Below are 20,472 nucleotides of genomic sequence, written 5' to 3' on the forward strand. Positions count from 1 at the left end.
AAAAAGGGTTAGACTACCCAAAATTGAACAAGGGGGTGTCAGTCTCAGATTGATTTGCATAGGAGCTGTCTGACATCCCCGTTCGTTAGATTTAGCTTAGCTCCTTTGCATTAGTTTCCCGACCTTAAGCGAAAGGATTATGGTAATTACAAAACGTGGCCTGGTTCTTGGTGCGACAGCAGTAGTCCTAACAACTGTAGCAGTTACAGGAGCTGGTCTTCATCTATCTCAAAGTCAGGCTTTCTTTCGCGAGAGTCCTAAGGAGCTAGTTGATGAAGTTTGGCAAATTATTAACCGTAGGTATGTAGATGCTACCTTCAACCAGGTTGATTGGGAAGAAGTTCGCCAAGATTATCTGAATCGCTCTTACACCAGCAAGGAACAAGCCTACAAGGCAATCCGGGAAATGCTAGAGCCCTTGGACGATCCTTACACCCGGTTTATGGATCCCGAAGAGTTCAAGAATATGCAGATTGATACATCTGGGGAATTAACTGGTGTAGGTATTCAGATTGCCCTGGATGAAGAAACAAAAAAGTTGATGGTGATTTCCCCTATTGAGGATACCCCAGCTTTTAAAGCGGGAATCCTGGCGAAGGATATCATTATCAAAATTGATGGCAAGAGTACCGAAGGTATGGATGTCAACGATGCAGTACAACTGATCCGAGGCAAGCCAGGTACTTCCGTGACTTTGACCATTCAGCGAGGCCAAAAGGTAGTTGACTATCCGATTACACGAGCTAGGATTGAAATCCACCCTGTAAAGTATAGCTATCGGGAAACTTCAGATGGTTATGGCATCGGCTACATTCGCCTTTCTCAATTTAGTGCTAACGCGGCCAAGGAGATGGGCGAAGCAATCCGAAAGTTAGAAGATCAGAAGGTGAGTGGCTATGTTTTAGATCTCCGCTCTAACCCTGGTGGGCTACTTTATGCCAGCATTGAAATTGCTAGGATGTGGTTTGATTCCGGTACGATTGTCTCAACAGTTAACCGCATCGGCAAAGCCGAATACCAGAAAGCAATTAATCGCTCTCTGACCGATAAACCATTAGTGGTACTGGTGGATGGTGGTTCAGCCAGTGCTAGCGAAATTCTTTCGGGTGCTTTACAAGACAATCAACGTGCCATCTTGGTAGGAACTAAGACTTTTGGTAAGGGCTTAGTCCAATCCGTGCGAGGGCTTGGAGATGGCTCAGGTCTGGCAGTAACCATTGCTAAGTACCTTACCCCTAGTGGTCGCGATATCAATAAGTCCGGAATTGAACCAGATATTGTGTTTGAGCTTTCGGATGAACAGCGTAAAGACTTGCAGAAAAATCGTGAAAAAGTTGGCACCTTGGAAGATGCTCAGTATGCCAAAGCGTTTCAGATTTTGATGCAGGAAATTGCTGCCAAACAAGGCTCAAGGGCAGAAGGTAAAGCTCGTTAAGCCTTAAACCTTTCACTGATTGAGAGTGGGTCGAATGTGGCAAGAGATGGGAGATTTTATGTTAGCAATTCTCCCAACTATTTCTAATTGATAATTGTTAATTGGTAACGAGTAATTGGTAACGAGTAATTGGTAATTGCCAAACGCAATATGGTTATAAGTTAAAATGTAATTAAGTTAAGATATCTTACTGATATGAGGTTAACCTTCCCCTTTCCCTTTCAAGCAAAGTATGATGTTCTAAGTCCATGTAGTAGTGATAGACTTGGTAAGTGATCGGGCTTTCCAAGTAGTTTATCCCGATAAAAATTTTGCTATTCCGGACTTACTATACATTGAGTCAGCATTTTTTGGATTAAGCGGTCTTTTTGATAATTGAGACCGTTTTTTTTGTACCACAAGTCAGAATAATTACCAAATCATGAGGATCCTAGCCCGGTTACCCGTCAGATAAATCTCCTTTAAATTTCCTTAGTGACGAAAAAGTAGAGACGTAGCATGCTAAATCTCTAATGAACCAACGATCAGCACTAGTCGAGTTGAATACAACTGCTGGAGACTGCGGAGCACTTGGGAAGAGCGATCGCTATTGCCAAAAATCTGTGCCACCTAATCAGAGCCAGGGCTTTTAAACTGAATAAATATAACCAACTAATAATAGTTCGTTTATGAATAAGTGATATTTCTATAGTAAGCCTCCATACAAATGACCCCTAAAAACTGATAAAAAATTTACGAATACTTCACGCTAAAGCTGGTATGATATATACTCAGTCGTGTCACTAAATAGGGATAATAGAAGTAAAGTTGTCGAAGACGTACAACTGTTAACAAAAAAGCTAAGTAAGAGAGGCGTGAGCAATGGCAACTACGACCATTTCCCAACGTGACCTTTCAGCTCTCAGTGCAGAGGACGTTGCCAAGTTGGCTGCACGTCTAGAGCTGGATGATTACTCTGGCGCATTTGAAGGACTCAAAGATTGGCATCTGCTGCGGGCACTGGCCTTTCAGCGTCCAGAGTTAGCAGAACCCTATATCTACTTACTGGACATGGAAGCTTACGACGAGGCGTGAATAAGGGTAGAAAAGTTTTAATTGGTGTATGTGGGGGCATCGCTGCCTATAAAGTTTGTGAGGTTGTTTCTACCCTATTTAAGGGGGTTGCTGAAGTAAGGGTAATTCTAACCCAGGGAGCTGAAAAATTTATCACTCCTTTGACTCTTAGTACCCTCTCTCGCTATCCAGCTTATACGGACAACGTATTCTGGCAAGCAAAGCACGAACGCCCGGTGCATATTGAATTAGGGGAATGGGCAGAAGTATTGGTGATTGCTCCTCTGACGGCTAATACCCTAGGTAAGTTGGCTTATGGTTTAGCCGATAACTTACTAACCAATACGGTTCTAGCGTCTAGTTGCCCTATTTTGTTGGCACCAGCGATGAATACAGATATGTGGAAGCAGCAGTCAGTGCAACGAAATTGGCAACAGCTGTTAAGTGACCCCAGGTATCATAGTGTTGGTCCAACAGCAGGACGGTTAGCATGCGATCGCATTGGTGCAGGACGGATGGCAGAACCAGAGGAGATAATCGCCTCTATCCAATCCCTGCTGTACACTGGTGGCAAACGAGACTTAACCGGTAAACAAGTCTTAATCAGTACTGGTGGCACTCGGGAATATATAGATCCAGTACGCTTTATCGGGAATCCTGCCACAGGCAAGATGGGACTAGCCCTAGCCCAAGCTGCCAGAAATAGGGGAGCAATTGTCACCCTAGTTCATGGACCAGCTACTTGGGAAGCACCGATGGGTATCCGGACAATTCCAGTAGTGAGTGCTACTGAGATGCATCGGGCGATGCTAGCAGATTTTGCCAATGCTGATTTGATTGTGATGGCAGCAGCAGTAGCAGATATAACCCCTGGAATCTACCAGGAGATGAAGATACCGAAGCATGGACTTCCTGCTGCTCTACCTTTAAAACCAGTGCCAGATATCCTAGCTGAATTGGGACGACTGAAACAGCCCAATCAGTACTTAGTTGGATTTGCTGCACAAACTGGAGATATTATCAAGCCTGCGTTACAAAAATTAAACAAGAAACGATTGGATGCCATCGTAGCTAACCCAGTTGACAAACCAAATGCTGGTTTTGGCAGTGATACCAACCAAGCAATTTTGATTGATAACAGAGGACGCCATCAACAGATTAATCGCTGCACTAAATTAGAGTTAGCTCACCATTTATTTGATTTTATCCAAAATCCTCCGGAAGGTAATAGTAATGTAAAGTATCAAATAATTACTAGATAAATAGGCTGTTTATAAGTCCTTGAAATTAACCGTAAACCAACTAATTAGCTCAAGGTTTCCACTAACTTAGCTACTCGTTCTTTAATTTCATCTCGGACACGGCGAAACGTCTCTAGTGGTTGCCCATCAGGATCATCGAGCTGCCAATCTTCAAACACATCTCGTAATACCCAGGCTTCTGGTAAATTAACACCACAGCCGCACAAGGAAAATACAGCATCATAGTCTTCAGCCTTGAAATCGTTTAAAGGATTAGAGGTCTGGTCAGTAATATCTATATTAATTTCATCCATGACTTGAATTGCCGTAGGATGAACTCGACTTGCTTCTAGTCCAGAACTAGTAACAGAAATCTTTCCTTGTCCTAAGGTTCTAGCAAACCCCTCTGCCATTTGAGAGCGGCAGGAATTTCTTTTACAAACAAACATGATTTGTTTCATAGTTATTTTTTTTGTTAGTTGTTATTTGTTAGTTTTTAGCTTAAATTTTATACATTTAAACTGTATATTATTGAAATTAACTAAAAAAAATAGAATCCACTCCTCTTTTGCCTATTGCCTATTGCCTATTGCCTATTGCCTATTGCCTATTGCCTTGCTAAAACCCATTTTAAATGCGTTTTAGCTTAGCTATGCTTTTACTGAATATCCCGAAATCCATGGGAAAGTTGCCGATAAGCAATCACGGCTAATTGCGCTCCTACAATTGGGGCAACCCAATAAATCCATTGATGTTGCCAAATCCCAGCTACTAAGGCTGGCCCTAATGAACGGGCTGGATTCATGCTGGCACCGGTAATTGGTCCGAAGCAAGCTGCTTCTAATGCTACGGTTAAGCCAATAGCCAAACCAGCAAAGCCAATGGGAGCACGGCGGTCGAGACCAGAGCCTAAGATCACAAACATTAAGATAAAGGTGAGTACTACTTCCAGCACTAAGGATTGAAACCAGTTCCCTTGTAGAGGCAGAGTTGCCCCGAGCTCAGCAACATACCCCAGTGTCAGCAACAGTAATGTTGAAGCAGCGATCGCACCAATGCATTGAGCCAGGATATAAGGTAACACCTTGCGAGCGGGAAAAAAGCCACTAGCCCAAAAAGCAAGAGTCACAGCTGGGTTAATATGGGCATCGCTAATATGTCCTGTGGCATAGATTAAAGCAGCGACCACTGCTCCAAAAACAAAACTGACGCCCAGATGAGTTAAGGCTCCCCTAGTGATGTGATTCACCATGACAGCACCAGTGCCAACAAAGACTAGGATAAATGTAGCCATGCCCTCAGTTACTGCCTCTCGCCAGCAATGGGATATTAAGGACCAGAGAGTTTGTTTGGGTATCAGTTTGCGGATTCTCATTTAATGGTGATCTAAATTTAGCCACAGCAGGAGGATTTAACAGGAACTTCCAGGACAACTATTCCCTGGTAAATCTCGGCAGATACTAGCAAAAGCTATAAGTGTATCCATCTTTTCGGTATATTGCCGATATATCTTGAGGTTTGCAACTTTTGTAGCCCTTGGTTCCTAACGGGGTAAATCCAAAGCTTCCTTTGCTTCTAGGGGTGACTTTGCCTATTCCTAGTAGAGGATGCTGGGCTATGTCCCCAGTAACCCAGCCTTTGATTGGTTTTAATGGATTGTGTCTGATGGGGTAACCGTATTTGTTAAGTGCTGCTTTCTGTCTCCCTCCGGGTCCCTTGCAAGTGACTAACAGCGGCTGAGAGGTTCTCAACACTAAGGTCTCAATATCCCCAACACAAGCGGCATCAATCCAGTGCTGCTTAGGTAGTTCTAATCTAGTCCGGTTGTATTTGGTTTGCGCTCCCGTTCCGGTGACCACAACCTTGATTAATTGAAGTACCTTAACTAACTTGTTCCGAGTTGCATTTACTGCTGTTGCATCTTTTAATGGCTGCTTAGCTTTAGATTTGATTTTTTGCAGTAGACTTGGCTTCTTTTTTAAGAAGTCTTCTATAGGCTTGTTACCTTTGCGTTGATTACACTTTTTACAAGCCAAACAAAGATTACTTACGCGATCGCTTCCACCAAGTGACCTTGGGTGAATGTGTTCGATTTGCAATGGAACGGATTGCTTACCACAGTAAGTGCATTCTCTTCCCCATTTTTCAAGTAAGTACTCTCTAACCTCATATCCGGCTAACTCTCCTTGCTGGTACTGAATGCCACTGATTTCAGGATTTTGCATTTTTTGGGTGTCAAACTTAACCCTTTCGACCCAAATCTCATTGACTGGGCAGAATTTAATCAATCGTTTTACCCAAGTCTGAATAGTCAAAATCCTGTGTTCTAGACTAGGTGGAAGCCATCCCTCTGGACGCTTACGGTTAAGGAATCTGGGTTTCCTGTAGCGGGTGTTGCGGTTACGTCTCCTACGCCTTACAGCGCTTCTAGACTCTAGTTTTTTCTTAATTAATCCTCCTCTGTGCTCTAATTCCATTCCCCAAATAACTTGGTTGTTTTGGACTAGGGCAAATCCAGTTACCTTACTACCAGGGTCAATCTTTATTTGACAAGGTGAGATGGTTGGATTATTGATCGCAGTCTTTAAGATGATTGTGAACGGGTACATCCTAAAAACGGCAGCCTTACCTTTGTTTAATAACCGGCGAGCTTTCTTTGGTGGAATAGGGTTTAATGGTTGCTTGTTTGTGTCAATAACGAATACGTAATTCTGCATGATTAGTGCAACTCAATTCGGTAATGTGTTCCTCGACAATGTTGGAATGGCTTGTCATGCTAACCACACATTTTGCCTTTTCTTAATAGTTAGCGATAGAGCCGGGAGCTGGAGGTCACCCTCGGGTATCCTGACCAGACCAACGTAGGAAACTAATCCTTAGTCTGCATCTTCGCTAGGCAATCCCAGAGTTTACCGGGAATTGCCAGGCTTTAACGAAGAGTAGCTCAATCACTGCCAGGCGCAGGGGATCGGAAAGAGCATGGAAGCCAGCGAGGATAGTAGTGGAGTCTGGAGGAGAAGTGGCTTGCATCAATTTTTATTGAATTATTCTGTGGGTTGGACATCGATAAATTTAAGTAATCGCACTTTTGGTTCAGATAGATTACTATACTTTTTCGCTTTGTCTTCTATTATCTTCAGTTGTCCTAGTGCTTTGCTACAAGAGAAACCAAATTGAGCTTTGACGCGATCACTACCATCCTGAAGCGCAGTCCGAGATAGTGCCACAAATTCCGAAAGGGAATAGTCTTGCTCAGCATTAAAATATTTCTTGACCACTAGAGAAGGGGAATAGCAAAGTTCTTGATTACCATCAGGCCATTCAATTTGAAAGTTAGTTTCAGGCATTTTTTTATCTTATTCGATTTTATATTTAGTTTTTTTTAGTTATAGCAGTCGAAGTAAAGCTTAAGACATCTTCTGCTCCCTGCTCCGAAGTCCCTGCTCCCTTTCAACTAAAAGACTATGTCCTCAACTATACTTCCCTTGCTATAACTAATTATAACGATAAATTTTAACAAACACTCGCTGTCCACTCAACGACTAACCTCTGCTTCTTTATACTTTTTAAAATACTCTTTCGAGCATTAACAGCCACTAATTTTAATCAGATTTACAAAAAGTATAAACTTCAGTTTATGGCAATATTTATCAGTCAACCAGATCCCGTATAATTGCAATCTATTGCAGACAGATAAGGTTTAGGGAACCCATGTAGCGGTCGCGATTATCGGTAATTAGTGGTATCGATAACACTAGCAATCTTCAAAAGTCTTTAACAAACTCTGAAACAATCTCATCCCATCGATATTGCCTAACATCGGATCAGCTGCTCGTTCTGGATGGGGCATCATACCCAAAATTTTGCCAGTGGTATCACAAATTCCGGCAATGTTATTCAGGGAACCATTGGGATTACCTGTTGTCTCTATCTCTCCTGAAACAGTAGCGTAACGAAACAATACCTGACCATTATCTTCGAGAGCTTTGAGAGTTTCAGCATCAGCGTAGTAGCGCCCTTCACCATGGGCAATAGGTAGACTTATAATTTCTCCTGGGTGATAAGCTGTAGTCCAATGTAAATCAGTGCGCTCTACTTTAACTGGAACGCGATCGCAAATAAAATGTAAGTCCCGATTTCTGACTAATGCCCCTGGTAACAGCCCCATTTCCGTCAGCATCTGGAAACCATTACAAATGCCTAGGACAAATTTACCCTGTTTAGCATGGTCTACCACCATTGGCATGACTGGAGAAAACCGGGCAATTGCGCCACAGCGCAGGTAATCCCCATAGCTAAAGCCCCCAGGGAGTACCACCACATCTAAGTCAGAAATATCGGTTTCTTGATGCCAAACCATCCTGGTTGGACATTGGAGTAAGCTAGTTGTAACATAGGCCAAATCGCGATCGCAGTTTGACCCAGGAAAGACCACCACCCCAAATTTCATGCTTCCACTCCTAGTTGTGCTGACATCTCAACCAATTCAAAGCGATAATTTTCAATAACTGGGTTGGCTAACAGCTGGTCACAGATCTGATTCAATTGCTCTTGCGCCATATCTTCATTAGCAGCACTCAGGCTAAGTTCGATATATTTACCAATACGCACCTGTTCTACACTCTCGTAGCCTAGCTGCTTCAGTCCTGACTCAACAGCTACACCGGCTGGATCCAATACCGAGTTTCTAAGTGTAACATAAATATAAGCCTGATATTTGTTAATCACAACTCTCCCCTTTCAATATATAATGATAATGGATATAATATCAAGGATGAACGATCAAGGATTAAAAAATTCTATCAATTAGGTTACTGATAGGTTACTGAGCAATATTTTTTGAGCTAGTATTTTTTCAGCTAGTATTTTTTTTAGCTGCCACAGCGTGTAACCAGCCCTAGCCTAATCCTGGGATTTGGGCACAGCCGCGCTCACTATTGCTGATGATCCGTTGATCATTCATCCTTCTTTACAGTTTGAACCAACAAGCACGATTAACATCAAAAAAATAGGATATTAAAGAAAGATTAATGAAAGGCCAACGCACCCGCTCCCAAGAGCGAATTCTGAAACTGCTCACAAGCTTGAATCGGGCTATGTCGGCCCAAGATCTTTATGTAGAGCTGCGCAAACGTAAGCAATCTATGGGTTTAGCTACAGTTTACCGCGCTTTGGATGCTTTAAAACTAGAAGGAATGGTGCAAGTCCGGACTCTTGGTAGTGGAGAATCCCTCTACAGTGGTGTACAAAATGATCAACATCACCTCACTTGTCTCAATTGTGACATGTCTATTCCCATGGAAGAATGTCCCATACCTCAATTACAGAAGAAGTTGCAAGATTCTTATCAATTCACGATTTTTTACCATACCTTGGAGTTTTTCGGATTATGTGAACAGTGTTCTGTAACTAAGGCTACAGAATCTCAAGAGCCATAATGATATAATACCACAATCACCTAATACAGCCGTGCTAACAGAAGCTTGGTGATGCTGGCTTAGCGGCTTAGCTAGCCAAAGACACGATCCGAGTACAATGTACAATGGAAAATTGCACAGAACTTAAGTGTCGTCTACATCATAAAAAGGTTAAAAAATGGTGATAAGCACTTTAGAGGGATAGTCTCAATTGGCTTTTGCACGGCTTTCAGCCTCCAAAGTGCTAACTAATTTTAATAGGTGCTTGTGTTATGGCTAATATCAGGGAAGTTGTACAAAAAGCGCTCAAAACTGGCTATTTGAGTGTAACAGAAGAAGATAAGCTACGGCAGCTTCTAACTAGAAAATATCCACTGGAAGACTTAAATGCCTTCATGAAACTGCAGCTAGCTGTGATGAATGGTAATGTTAAGCAAGAATCTCGTGAGATGTTCTGTTCCAAGCAACTTTCTCAAGGGATATAGGTATCCTTTGGTTATCCTACTGCCAACGGGTTCAAACTGCTTTGGCTAAAACCGCTTTCAATAGATTCCTATATCCCTTGGCTGTCTTAACAGCTCTGGGTTTGCTTGATGGGAAGATTTTTTAGTTTAAGACATAAGCCCCACCTAAACGGTGATACCCGTCTAGGTATGGCTAATTGAAGCTGAACTTCACCTTTGATTCACATTCATACCTAGGGAATTAGGGTTAACCTTGTCGCCATCACCGACAATCGAACGCATCCCTTCAATGGTTGCCGGAATGCTGCGAGGATCCATAAACATAACTTTACTACTCTCGCTAGTGCCAACTTGCATACCCATATCGATATAATTCTGAGCCAGTAAAAACTGGAGAGCATCACGAGCATTGGGGTCATTATCAAGAGTCTTAGCCACAATTTTCAGAGCCTCAGCAGTGGCTTGTGCCTTGAGAACCTGCTGCTGTCGTTCTGCCTGAGCTTTGAGAACTATTGCCTGTTGTTGAGCTTCAGCGTCCATAATCGCAGCTTTTTTACGGGCTCCAGCATCTAACTCTAGTGCCTCGGCCTTACCTCTGGCAGTGTTAACCGCAGATTCTCGTTCCCCTTCAGAGGTCAAAATTGCCGCCCGTTTGCGGCGTTCTGCTGACATCTGCAACTCCATTGAGTCCTGCACTGCCTGAGACGGCACAATGTCCCGCAGTTCCACCCGCGTGACTTTAACCCCCCAAGGATCAGTGGAAATGTCTAATTCCCGCAGTAGGGTTTCATTGATTTGAGAGCGAGCGGTAAAGGTTTGATCCAGTTCCAGTTTCCCCATTTCGGCTCGAATCTGGGTTAGCACCAAGTTCTGCATGGCGGAGCGCAGGTCTTCAACCTTATAGTAAGCTTTCTCCATATCCATGATCCGCCAGTAAACCACAGCGTCAACGGTAATGGAAACATTGTCGGAGGTGATACAAGGCTGAGGTGGCACATCAAGGACTTTTTCCCGAATGGTTTGCTGGTAAACCACTTGCTCAATCACGGGAATGACAAAGTTGAGCCCAGGTTCGAGTTTTTTGCCACTATATTTTCCCAATCGTTCCACTAAGGCTTGGTTTCCTTGATTAATAATCTTGACGGAACCGAGAAGACCTGAACCGCCCAAAGCTAAAAAGACAAGCAAAAACCACTGTGACACGCTCTTTCCTCCCTTTCGGGTAGTGTTTTACAAATTTGTTGTTAGAGGGGGAGCGGATGGGTGGGGAAGGGCAGAAAACTTAATTTAGACTGATTTAGTCTGATTCTCAAGTGCTTGAAGCTGACTCTATTCCCCTCTGTCCAACCTGACTGTTCCACGTATCTTTTGTCAAAAAATACTGGACCCGGTGAGCAGGGAGACTCCCAACAACTAGTAACTAGGGGGACTAATAGATCTAACGTTGACTCTATTACTCCATCACCCCATTAACCCATCACTATCCCCTGAACCTGGTAGAGCACCCATGGTCGATCAGCTTCAGTCATGCAATAGGTGATGAGGCACAACAATCAGGGTAGTGCCTTCCCTGCGCACTACGTAGACCTTTTGGTTGGATGCGATCGCATCTGCATAGTCTTCACAACGGGCACGCCATGAGTTCCCTTCATAGAGTACCCGCCCAGTTTGCCCTGGCATAATTTCTGTCAAGGTTTGAGCTTCCATCGCATCCAAATTTTTGCCCACTCTGGCAGGGGGCATCAGGCGACGGGATAAAAAGACTGAGGCAGTGGAAAGCAGCAACCATAACCCCACTTGTAGGGTATAAGGTATGGGCAAAATCGAGATCACAAATCCTACCACCAAAGCACTGATGCCCATCATGAAAGCAACAAACGCTGTTGGCACAAACAGCTCGACTAAGCACAGCATTGACCCGGCAATTAGCCAAAGCATCGAGGAACTTACCATCGGCTCATCATAATATACGGGGTATGGGGTGAGTAGTTGCAGGTAACTCTACTTTATTTTGTCTGACGTCAGACAAAGATATAGGTTGCTGAGTTATTTGAATTTTCTTTAATTTACTAGACAACTTTGATAGAAAATGTTGAAAAGCTCAAACAACCCCTCTTCTAATTTATCTCAGCCGTCTAGAATTTGACCGTATAGCCGTAAATTAACTTCATAGGTATTAGCCGTGGATCGTTATCTTTGGGCAGTGGGTTCTGCTGCCGTAGAGCTACCAGTTGGAGAACAAGTCGCAGACCGCTACCAGGTAGTTGCCCCGCAAATTTGGCAGGATATGCAGCCAGAACTGCCACCGGATTTTCCTGAACAACTCAACGGCCATATTCTTCCTTACCTACGCTTGTATCCCCACTGCCTCCATGTGCCAGAGGTTTATGGGATATGCCAGTTGCCACAGCAACGGAATTTCCTGTCTACACCCGGTCAAGATGTGGTCATTTTGCTAGAAAATGCCCCGATCGATGCCAATGGCAACTTATATCCCTCAATGGAGTCGATGTGGACTTCTGCTACCGCAGTGCGTCAAGTCTATTGGCTTTGGCAAATTTGGGAATTATGGATACCTTTATCAGAATTGGGTGTGGCTTCTAGCCTGTTAGTACCAAATAATTTGCGAGTTGAAGGGTGGCGGCTGCGACTACGGGAATTATATCAAGATACCATGGCTGATACGAGTATATCACCAGTTGTACCGTCTAATGGTCTAGAGGATAGGGGATTTGATACAGGATTTGATACATTGGTTTCCCCAGACTCCCCTGGCGAACCGAATTCTGTGAGTGAACCCTCTGTCGATGCTAGTCTTAAACAGCTAGGAGAGTGCTGGGAAGCTTGGTGTCGCAAAGCATCAGTGTCTGTGGCGGATCCGCTACAAGCTATTGCCCAACACCTGCAAACTGAACACCCCTCCTTAAGTGCGATCGCATCCCAACTTAACCACCTATTACTTGAGCAAGCTGCTCAGCAGCCGTTACGGTTAAAAATTGCTGGTATCACCGCAACTGGTTCAAGTCACAGCCACAATGAAGACAGTTGCTATCCCACTAAGGCTGACTTGATTAAGGACCCAGAGCAACCCCAAGACCCCTTGATTCCTCACCTGTCGATTATTTGTGATGGTATTGGTGGTCACGAAGGGGGGGAAATTGCTAGCCAGTTAGCACTACAGTCGATTAAATTACAGGTTCGGGCATTACTGGCTGAGTTGAACGAAGATCCGGAGCTGATGACACCAGAACTCGTAACCGAGAATCTATCAGCAATTATCCGGGTTGCTAATAACATGATTTCTTCTCGCAACGATCAACAAGAACGAGAATCCCGGCGTCGCATGGCTACTACCTTAACTTTAGCGCTACAACTTCCCCAAATGGTGAATACACCAGAAGGGAAAACCAATGGTCACGAAATCTATATCGCTAGTGTAGGAGATAGTCGTGCTTACTGGCTTACTCCCGACTATTGCCAGCAGCTAACTGTAGATGATGATGTGGCTACTCGGGAGGTGAAGCTTGGGCGTAGTCTTTATCGACAAGCGTTGCAGCGATCTGATGCACAAGCACTCACTCAAGCCTTAGGGACAAAGGAGGCTGAATTACTTCGTCCCACTGTGCGACGCTTTATTGTGGAAGAAGATGGTTTGCTGCTGCTGTGTTCCGATGGCTTGAGCAACAACAACTTGATTGAAAAATTTGGTCGAGATTTACCGCAAAAAGTCAATAGCCACCGAATTTCCGTCGAATCGGCAGCTGAGTCTTTAATTGACCTGGCGTTTCAACATAATGGTCAAGATGACATTTCGGTGGTGCTAACATACTGTGCTGTCTCTCCCCAATATCCGACAGTGCTAAATTTGGGAGACATGTCTAGCTCAAAAGAACTACAGGTGGTTAATCTGGAGCAGCAAACCGCTCTGACTTCATCAGTACCAGCGGAAATAACCACAACCAATGACAATAAACCCGAAACCACCCGCTCATACCGGGATTGGATTAGAGCCGTGTTTGGGCTGCTGGGGGTAGTCGGTATACTTGTTGGGGCTGGTGCTATTTTACTGACTACCCAATGGATACTAGCTCCTGAGGGCTTCCAGAAAATGCGCGATCGCTTTTTACCATCACCGGATCCCAATCTACCAGAGTCTTCACCTACCGAGCAGGAGCTCCCAGATAACTAAGGGTGAAACCAGCGCGTGAATAAATTTAATATTATAATTCACTATTATAATTTTAAGCAAGAATCATCGGCATCAGATAGCTAGATGTAAACAACCCACTCTGTGAGACAATAATTAGGTTGCCTGAGCCAACCCTAGCTTAGGTAAGGGATGTCCGTATAATAGTTAGAGTTACTTATATGAAAGTTGGCGATCGCGTCCGAGTCAAAGAATCAGTTGTGGTATATACCCATCCCGAACACAAGAATAAACCTTTTGATATTAAAGGTCTCGAAGGGGAAGTTACCGGAATAATTTCTGAGTGGCAAGGTAGGCCCGTGAGCGCCAATTTACCAATACAAGTCAAGTTTGACAAAAAATTTAAAAAAGTTCACTTCCGTGAAGATGAATTAGAAATTATCCCCTAGGCGGCTATATTATTAGCTATAGCAATCATAATAACCATCATAGGGATTTTTAAACAGGTTGGCACGGATAGGAAAAAGTTAGATAATTACTGTATCTATTGATATCTATTACTATCCGTGTTAAATTTAATTTTTTCAACCATATTTTAAGATAATAAGCTATCCGTTTATTCTAATCTACGACTTGCCGCGACTGAACCAACCAAAAAGGTTGATATCACCACGCATTTTTTCTAATTCCTCTCGATGGCTTTGTGCTGTCAAATAATACCACTGACAATAGTCTTCAAATTCTTGCCGATGCTCTACTTCTTGGCTAAACTCATAAGCTAGCTGGTAAGTGGCAAACATATCGGCTGCTGGTGGTGGTGCTGGGACAATCCGTTGGAATTCTTCTGGCATAGTAACTAGGAAAATATAGCTATTTTCAAACTCATGAGGTACAAATTCATGGGTTTTAGGGAGCAGGGAACAGGGAACAGGGAACAGGGAACAGGGAGTAGAAATTAGGGAAAAGGGAAGAGGAAAGAGGGAAAAAATCCTGTGTACCTCATAGCTATGATAAAAGCTATTATCAAGGATAATATTTGGTTCTTCATTACCTGCTATGCTAAATTTAAATTCAAAAAACTCATAAAGCTTACTGTACAAGGGTTATGAGGCTATTTAATTAACAAAATTTTCTAAATACTGCCTCTTTCCCCTGCTCCCTGCTCCCTGCTCCGAAGTCCCTTCGCCAAAGTGTTTATTTAGCATAACAAGTACGGAAGAGCCTAATATTTCAGCAACAATAATAATCTTGTCATACCCAACCACGAATGCGATAAGCGACTATACCAATGTATTCCTTGATAGCACGGGTAATCCTAGACAATTGATCAGCATTTGGCAGAGAATGTAGCAAAGCAGCTTGACTACTACTGTTAGGTTCATCCAGTTCATATTGAGACACTAGAAAATCTGTTGGTGCTGGGATCACATCAATACCCTGACGCCGGAACACCAGGACAGAACGAGGCATATGGATGGCCGAAGTTACTAATAATACCTTGCGCAAATCCCGCTGATCCAAAATTTTCCGCACATTGACCGCATTTTGGTGAGTGTTTAAAGACCTAGACTCTTGAATGATAGCGGCTCTTGGAACACCCAGGTCTTCTAGAATCTGTGCCATGTCTTCTGATTCAGGGGCCAACCGTTGTGAGGATTGAGCACTTTGGGAAGAAAGTCGTTGGCTAGAGTTATTACTACTGGAACCCCAAACAATCCGACCACCAGCAGGAATCACCCAGGGAGCTTTCCCTTCACGGTATAGCTGAGCACCATAGAGAACGCGATCGCCTGCTTCATCCACTTCTGGAGTAGGTCGTGGTGGAAAAGGCGGTTTGGTCGCTCCCCCCAAGATCACGATCACATCAGCCTCAGGTAATTCTGAAGTAGGAAGATATTGCCACTCCAGGGAGCGTATTAAGCTGTTAGTCACCCAAGTATTACTTGAGACCAACAACACAATTAATGCCAAAGCCACGGGTATCGGTACCCAGCGAGGGTTGCGCCAGGACATTACCAAAGCTACTACCAGTAGCACACAAGCCAGGCCCAAGGGGTACAGAAAGAGTGGCAATAGCTTTGAGATAAATATAAACATTTTAGATTTTAGTGACGATCAAACCACATCTATTCCATAGAGTGGTGTGGCAGTTGCCACTAATCTATCTTAAATATCTCGGTATTTACCTTTGACCAATAGCAATAACTAATTCCTCTTGCTTAACGTCTAAAAAATCTACTAATAGGATTGAGTAACCCTTGTGAGCGCCTCTTTTCTCTAACTTTTCGTTCCTGTACAGCTAAACGGATGCCAGTTAAGTCAGAAGTACCTTCCTCGGGATACTCTGCTTGCTGGGGTTGTAAGTCCCTGGGTTTGTCTGGGTGGTGCCACCAGTCAACTATCAAACCACCGGCTAAAGCGCCGATGCCACCAAATAGTAAGCTGAATTGGATGTCGTATCCCAGCAAGGCAAGGGCTAAGATAAAAAACACCAAAATTTGAAGCCCGCTTAAAAAACCGTCTTTCTTACCGTTCATCTGATTAAATATAAGGTATGTAGCTGTTTTGTTTCTAAGTTAGAGGTTAGAGGTTATAGATTATAGGGACTAGATCGCGACCCTCCCTTTACCGCTTATCCTGTTAATGAAGCTTTCCCCTCTGCCATATCAACGGATTACATTCTACCAAAGCCAATTAAACTAAAAGGATTAGTCACAACTGCCGCTAGAGCAGCTATTGGGTTTCAGCTTGTCCACAAAGTAACCATAGTCCTTCTTAACTTGATCAGCATAAGTCAAAGCCAATTCCCTTACCAATTGCCGAAACTCCTTGTGGCGACCGTCAGTCAACTTATCCACCTGTTTGTCTATGGAATAAGGCACTAAGGTGGCATCAAAATCTTTGTCAGCTCGTGCGTGAGCTGTTGCCAACACTTGACCCCATTGTTCAGCTAGCTTAACAAAGCGTTTCTCTTTGGTTAGCTCAGTGATATCAAAGGTTTCCTTAAATGGCGATCGCTCTCGCACTGAGTAATACCCATCCCCTAGTTTCATCCAGCCCAGGTGATTATCGGTGTACTTGGTTAAGGCTCGATAGGCTAAAGCGTGACGTTGACCCTCATTGTTAAAATTTTTATCATACTTTTCCCGTTCCTCCTGACTCAAGTAATCATAGGCAGTAGGGGAAGATTGGAATTTAATGTCCAAGATCCGGTCATCCTTCTGGGAAGACGTCTCGCCTTCAATTAGGAGATAATACCGGGGCACTCCTAAGGAACCAGTGCCAGCCAGTAAACGTTGCGCAATATCTTTGACTCGGAAGTAATCTTTATCATATTTAAATTTTTTTGTCAACGTTTTCTTATAATCTGCGATCGCATTCTGAATATCCTGTCGCTCGGAAGCAGTAGCTTTGCCTAACTTAACCTTGGATAAATCGAAGCGACGCTGATTTCCGTCCAGTTCTGTCCATTTTTTCAAGATTTTTTGGCGGCTTTCGCTAGCTTCCACTCCTTCTAGGAAGTCATCCAACTTCCCATAAGTATTGTCTTTAGTGAAGTAAGTCTCCAGTTCACGATCATTACCGCGATAGGAAGCCATAGTATCAAGATAGGACTCACTAAAGGCATCAATCCCCTTGTTTTGTTCCTCAGCAGACAAACCATTCTGACGACCGACCAATGCTAAACTAGCTCCCATGCGCCAGACATCATATTGGTAATCAGCAATAATCCCATCATCAAAGTCATCGAGTGGGTAAACGATTTCCCCTCGATTATTATCATATGCCCCAAAGTTCTCGGCATGCATATCTCCGGATAACCAAATCTTGGTTTTGGCATTTCCAAAATCCTTGAGGCGATTATCGCCAGCAAAATCTTTCCAAAATAATTGGTTAGTGCCACGGTAGAAGACAAATTCAGAACAAGCCATTTTGCAATATTTAGTTTCTCGATCTTGCTTAGAAATGTCACTGTTTGCCTCCTGAATCGTTTTCACGACTACCGTTGCGCGATCGCTGGTTTTCATTTGGGGGTCCGGTCGGTCGGGGGAGGCACAGGATAGGTTAGTCAGTAAAAGTAGGATTGCAAACGCACTCACATAAACTAGTTGCTTACAAGTCTTCATCATTCAACTCAATAAACTCAAAATTACGTTAATCTATGAAACATCAAGCAATAGATCTCTAAGAGGCTATTCCGTCAGCCGTCAGCCGTCAGCCGTCAGCCGTCAGCTCAAAGCTCACGCTACGCAAACAGCTTAAAATCAACCTAGAACGAGATAATTTAATAGTTCTAGATTAATGAAAATTGAAAGTCTGGGGAAAAGTCCATTGACTCGTGGCACAGACTTCGACGCTGGGAGGCATTAGCTGATAGCTGATAGCTAATAGCTGATAGCTGATAGCTGATAGCTGATAGCTGATAGCTTACGCTATTCCTTTACTCTTTTTATTGATGGTATAATAAATAGATTACCGCACTTTACGGTTTTTGCGCTTAGCCTTGTGCATAAGATTTATTAAAACTAGACACCAAGACAATGGCTGGAAACAGAATCAGGGTTGCTAAAGATAAGGCGGCTTTGGTGAAAGACCTAACCGCTTCCGATGGAAAAACCGGACCGTTTCAGACTTATGCTGATGTGATGGTGTTTGCAGCTGCTTTAGGAGTAAAGCGTAAAAAGCGATCGCCCCTGAAGGTAATTTCTAAACGAGAGCCTGGTCCGATTGGACTGGAAATTTTTGTCTCAAGGGGATATGAGGTAGTAATTAAATTAATTGCGATCGCTGAGATTAAAGATACTAAAATTCTTTCTTCTATCGATAAAGAGTCTGAGGACAAACGCATCTATATTTTTGAGGAGTATGCCAATGGAGGGCTTGATATTTTGCGCAATGAGTTGCGAGGTGCAGTAGACTATTCCGAGCGACTTTTGTTAATTTTAAATAATGATAGGTATAAGAAGAAAGAATATAAAGAAAATGAGCAACAAGAGTTTGATTTGAGTCGATTTTTGTGAGAGCTAGCGCCTACACTTACGCGATAGGGAAGTGTAGGCGCTGTCACTACTTCTGTTACAGCTGAGGTGGTAATCCTACCTCCTTCAGTTTCACAAATTTGCCCTCAAAGCTGATCCCTTGATCTTTGCCAACACTCCTGGCATTAGCCACAGCGATGCGCAGTTGAGCACGTTCCATACGCTCTGTAACACCACCCAAAAGATATAACATCACTTTGGAGGCTAACTCTCGTCCAGAAACTAGCACTCGCTTTCGATTTGGGTCATACAAAATCCCGTACCAAGGGGATTGTGGGTGATCGATCTGACTAAAGCCACCCGAACCATCGTATTTTTGAAGTTTCTCGAAGATGCTTTTGAGGGAGAAATCCTTGTTACATACTAGGATACCCAAAGCTTGAACGAGGGCGATTTGTCCTACTGGACGGAATAGCATGTTTCCTTCTCCTCCACCCCTTTCATGGTTAAACCGACGCAGCTGGGGTGTTTCTTTTCCATGGTCGAGCTTTTGATAGCTGGGTAAACTAGCGAGATAGTCGAAAAGCTCTGTCAATGTTTTAGTTCCCATCTCTAGCTCTTCATCTTCAGGACGCATGGGAATTAGACCTTTCTCACAGGGTTTCCAGTGACAGAATTGGTAGCCCAAATAGAGCTCAGATATATGTTTGAGAGCTTGTAGGGTAGTCAAGACGGTTGACTTAGCAGAAACCGTAGCGCTATCCCAATTAACCCGAGGATTACGATTTTCCATCTCCCTCAGTAGAGGATGAGTCATGGCAATTTTTCTAGCAACGATTGAGAAGCCATCGTCTTCATTGAGCAACGCTAGTTGTCCTTTGCTCAACCTTACTGCCATCAGGTTAACGTGAGCAAAAATCGATCGGATGCGTCGCCGTGCTTCTTCACGGGTTTCTCCCTGAACGACAGCAGGAATAAACTCAATACCAATTTTTTCTGTCGCTAGACTTTGGAGATAACCTGGCGAGATGTGATACTCCTCAATCAAGTCATCCACTGTAATCAGGGAGCCGATTGGCTTTTTCCCTTTGCTATATTTCTGGAGCGTACCAATTTTAATCAATTCCATCAGAGCCTGGATTCCCATCAGTCGATGTTGACCATCTAAGGCAAAAATTGAAACATGGTCTGAAACATCAAGCAGTCCGACTGTGCGATCTTTATCTAAACTGGTGAACTCAGCTGCGGACTGCCGAGCGCGTTGATTCTTATCCCACTGAGCAGCTTGGGCATTATCTACCCACCCAGAGCTAAGCACTACCAAGACTGGGGGAAACTTGTGAGTTTTGCGGGCTGCTAGATATTGAGCCAGAGCAGCTTGACGTGACCAATCAAGGGGACGCTGCTGAAGCGCTTCGATGGTATCGGCATCCCTGACGATATTGTTCGTTTGTTGATCAAACTTTTGTTGAAATAGCGGTAGTTGGGAGGCGTAGCGGACGCGAATCGCTAACCATTCCAGAGTGACTGAGCCAATAAATGCCTCTGTAGTGCCCATGTGAGTTTTCTGCACCAAGATTTGATCGTTTCTAGCCAGATGTCTATCGAGCAATAACGCCAGCGCTTGTCGATCTCGGCTTTCTTGTTCAAGTATTTGCTTGGCGAGGTCATTGGGATGATTTTCAGTTTTGATCACCATAGTTTTAAACCCATAATGCTGCGTTGTAGAAGCTATC

At 43.6% G+C, this 20,472-nt stretch carries 22 protein-coding genes; 8 read left to right on the forward strand and 14 right to left on the reverse strand.

The features are described from left to right. Positions 1 to 139 precede the first annotated feature (139 nt). From ctpC to coaBC, 3 genes are all read left to right on the forward strand, one after another. Entirely contained in the window at positions 140 to 1,435 is a 1,296-nt protein-coding gene (gene ctpC, locus F6K49_RS01475; RefSeq protein WP_293093593.1) for a carboxyl-terminal processing protease CtpC, read from the forward strand. 861 nt (positions 1,436 to 2,296) lie between these two features. Beyond that, positions 2,297 to 2,509, forward strand: a complete 213-nt coding sequence (locus F6K49_RS01480) for a DUF2555 domain-containing protein (RefSeq protein ID WP_075900150.1) — start codon at positions 2,297 to 2,299, stop codon at positions 2,507 to 2,509. Continuing rightward, on the forward strand, positions 2,506 to 3,750 hold the full coding sequence (coaBC, locus tag F6K49_RS01485; RefSeq protein WP_293023343.1) for a bifunctional phosphopantothenoylcysteine decarboxylase/phosphopantothenate--cysteine ligase CoaBC: 1,245 nt from the start codon (positions 2,506 to 2,508) through the stop codon (positions 3,748 to 3,750). The genes F6K49_RS01480 and coaBC overlap by 4 nt, the downstream gene beginning before the upstream one ends. Positions 3,751 to 3,794: 44 nt before the next feature. Here the strand turns inward: coaBC and arsC are convergent, their stop codons facing one another. The 7 genes from arsC to purS form a co-directional block, all read right to left on the reverse strand. Further along, positions 3,795 to 4,190 (reverse strand): arsenate reductase, glutathione/glutaredoxin type, encoded by a 396-nt coding sequence (gene arsC / locus F6K49_RS01490; protein ID WP_293023341.1) that lies wholly within the window; start codon positions 4,188 to 4,190, stop codon positions 3,795 to 3,797. A gap of 197 nt (positions 4,191 to 4,387) precedes the next feature. After that, complete coding sequence (locus F6K49_RS01495) at positions 4,388 to 5,104, reverse strand: MIP/aquaporin family protein (RefSeq protein WP_293023339.1); 717 nt, start codon at positions 5,102 to 5,104, stop codon at positions 4,388 to 4,390. A gap of 85 nt (positions 5,105 to 5,189) precedes the next feature. After that, complete coding sequence (gene iscB / locus F6K49_RS01500) at positions 5,190 to 6,446, reverse strand: RNA-guided endonuclease IscB (protein ID WP_293023337.1); 1,257 nt, start codon at positions 6,444 to 6,446, stop codon at positions 5,190 to 5,192. Between the two features lie 175 nt (positions 6,447 to 6,621). Next, entirely contained in the window at positions 6,622 to 6,759 is a 138-nt protein-coding gene (locus tag F6K49_RS01505; RefSeq protein WP_293023334.1) for a hypothetical protein, read from the reverse strand. A 14-nt stretch (positions 6,760 to 6,773) separates the two neighbouring features. Further along, on the reverse strand, positions 6,774 to 7,076 hold the full coding sequence (locus F6K49_RS01510; protein ID WP_293023332.1) for an MSMEG_0570 family nitrogen starvation response protein: 303 nt from the start codon (positions 7,074 to 7,076) through the stop codon (positions 6,774 to 6,776). Between the two features lie 407 nt (positions 7,077 to 7,483). Further along, positions 7,484 to 8,179 carry a phosphoribosylformylglycinamidine synthase subunit PurQ gene (gene purQ / locus F6K49_RS01515; protein WP_293023330.1) on the reverse strand — a complete coding sequence of 232 codons (696 nt, stop codon included), beginning with the start codon at positions 8,177 to 8,179 and terminating at the stop codon, positions 7,484 to 7,486. Beyond that, positions 8,176 to 8,457 carry a phosphoribosylformylglycinamidine synthase subunit PurS gene (gene purS, locus F6K49_RS01520; protein ID WP_293023328.1) on the reverse strand — a complete coding sequence of 94 codons (282 nt, stop codon included), beginning with the start codon at positions 8,455 to 8,457 and terminating at the stop codon, positions 8,176 to 8,178. Before purS ends, purQ begins: the two co-directional genes overlap by 4 nt. 302 nt (positions 8,458 to 8,759) lie before the next feature. On the opposite strand from purS, the gene F6K49_RS01525 reads away from it, so the two are divergent. Beyond that, positions 8,760 to 9,167: a transcriptional repressor gene (locus F6K49_RS01525; protein WP_293023325.1), complete on the forward strand. Its 408-nt coding sequence runs from the start codon at positions 8,760 to 8,762 to the stop codon at positions 9,165 to 9,167. Positions 9,168 to 9,418: 251 nt separating this feature from the next. Next, the gene (locus F6K49_RS01530) at positions 9,419 to 9,631 is read left to right on the forward strand and encodes a hypothetical protein (RefSeq protein WP_293023322.1); all 213 of its coding nucleotides are present in this window, start codon (positions 9,419 to 9,421) and stop codon (positions 9,629 to 9,631) included. A gap of 189 nt (positions 9,632 to 9,820) precedes the next feature. Here F6K49_RS01530 and F6K49_RS01535 read toward each other — a convergent pair whose 3' ends face one another. Next, positions 9,821 to 10,813, reverse strand: a complete 993-nt coding sequence (locus F6K49_RS01535; protein ID WP_293023320.1) for an SPFH domain-containing protein — start codon at positions 10,811 to 10,813, stop codon at positions 9,821 to 9,823. Positions 10,814 to 11,131: 318 nt separating this feature from the next. Beyond that, positions 11,132 to 11,563: an NfeD family protein gene (locus F6K49_RS01540; protein ID WP_293093598.1), complete on the reverse strand. Its 432-nt coding sequence runs from the start codon at positions 11,561 to 11,563 to the stop codon at positions 11,132 to 11,134. 229 nt (positions 11,564 to 11,792) lie between these two features. On the opposite strand from F6K49_RS01540, the gene F6K49_RS01545 reads away from it, so the two are divergent. Both F6K49_RS01545 and F6K49_RS01550 read left to right on the forward strand, forming a co-directional pair. Continuing rightward, positions 11,793 to 13,799, forward strand: coding sequence for a protein phosphatase 2C domain-containing protein (locus F6K49_RS01545; protein WP_293023316.1), 2,007 nt, complete (start codon positions 11,793 to 11,795; stop codon positions 13,797 to 13,799). Between the two features lie 179 nt (positions 13,800 to 13,978). Further along, a complete protein-coding gene (locus F6K49_RS01550) occupies positions 13,979 to 14,206 on the forward strand; it encodes a ferredoxin-thioredoxin reductase variable chain (protein WP_293023313.1) in 228 nt (75 codons plus the stop codon). A gap of 177 nt (positions 14,207 to 14,383) precedes the next feature. Here the strand turns inward: F6K49_RS01550 and F6K49_RS53175 are convergent, their stop codons facing one another. The 4 genes from F6K49_RS53175 to F6K49_RS01570 form a co-directional block, all read right to left on the reverse strand. Then, positions 14,384 to 14,857: a hypothetical protein gene (locus F6K49_RS53175; RefSeq protein WP_366511328.1), complete on the reverse strand. Its 474-nt coding sequence runs from the start codon at positions 14,855 to 14,857 to the stop codon at positions 14,384 to 14,386. Between the two features lie 151 nt (positions 14,858 to 15,008). Then, positions 15,009 to 15,854: a YdcF family protein gene (locus tag F6K49_RS01560; RefSeq protein WP_293066110.1), complete on the reverse strand. Its 846-nt coding sequence runs from the start codon at positions 15,852 to 15,854 to the stop codon at positions 15,009 to 15,011. A gap of 122 nt (positions 15,855 to 15,976) precedes the next feature. Continuing rightward, positions 15,977 to 16,294: a hypothetical protein gene (locus F6K49_RS01565; protein ID WP_075900184.1), complete on the reverse strand. Its 318-nt coding sequence runs from the start codon at positions 16,292 to 16,294 to the stop codon at positions 15,977 to 15,979. 171 nt (positions 16,295 to 16,465) lie between these two features. Further along, positions 16,466 to 17,857, reverse strand: coding sequence for a DUF2252 family protein (locus F6K49_RS01570; RefSeq protein ID WP_293066107.1), 1,392 nt, complete (start codon positions 17,855 to 17,857; stop codon positions 16,466 to 16,468). 441 nt (positions 17,858 to 18,298) lie between these two features. Between F6K49_RS01570 and F6K49_RS01575 the strand changes: the two genes are divergently transcribed. Beyond that, on the forward strand, positions 18,299 to 18,778 hold the full coding sequence (locus F6K49_RS01575; protein ID WP_293023306.1) for a DNA phosphorothioation-associated protein 4: 480 nt from the start codon (positions 18,299 to 18,301) through the stop codon (positions 18,776 to 18,778). Between the two features lie 55 nt (positions 18,779 to 18,833). Here F6K49_RS01575 and F6K49_RS01580 read toward each other — a convergent pair whose 3' ends face one another. After that, positions 18,834 to 20,435 (reverse strand): DGQHR domain-containing protein, encoded by a 1,602-nt coding sequence (locus F6K49_RS01580; protein ID WP_293066102.1) that lies wholly within the window; start codon positions 20,433 to 20,435, stop codon positions 18,834 to 18,836. Positions 20,436 to 20,472: the final 37 nt, after the last annotated feature.

The organism is Moorena sp. SIO3I6 (assembly GCF_010672095.1).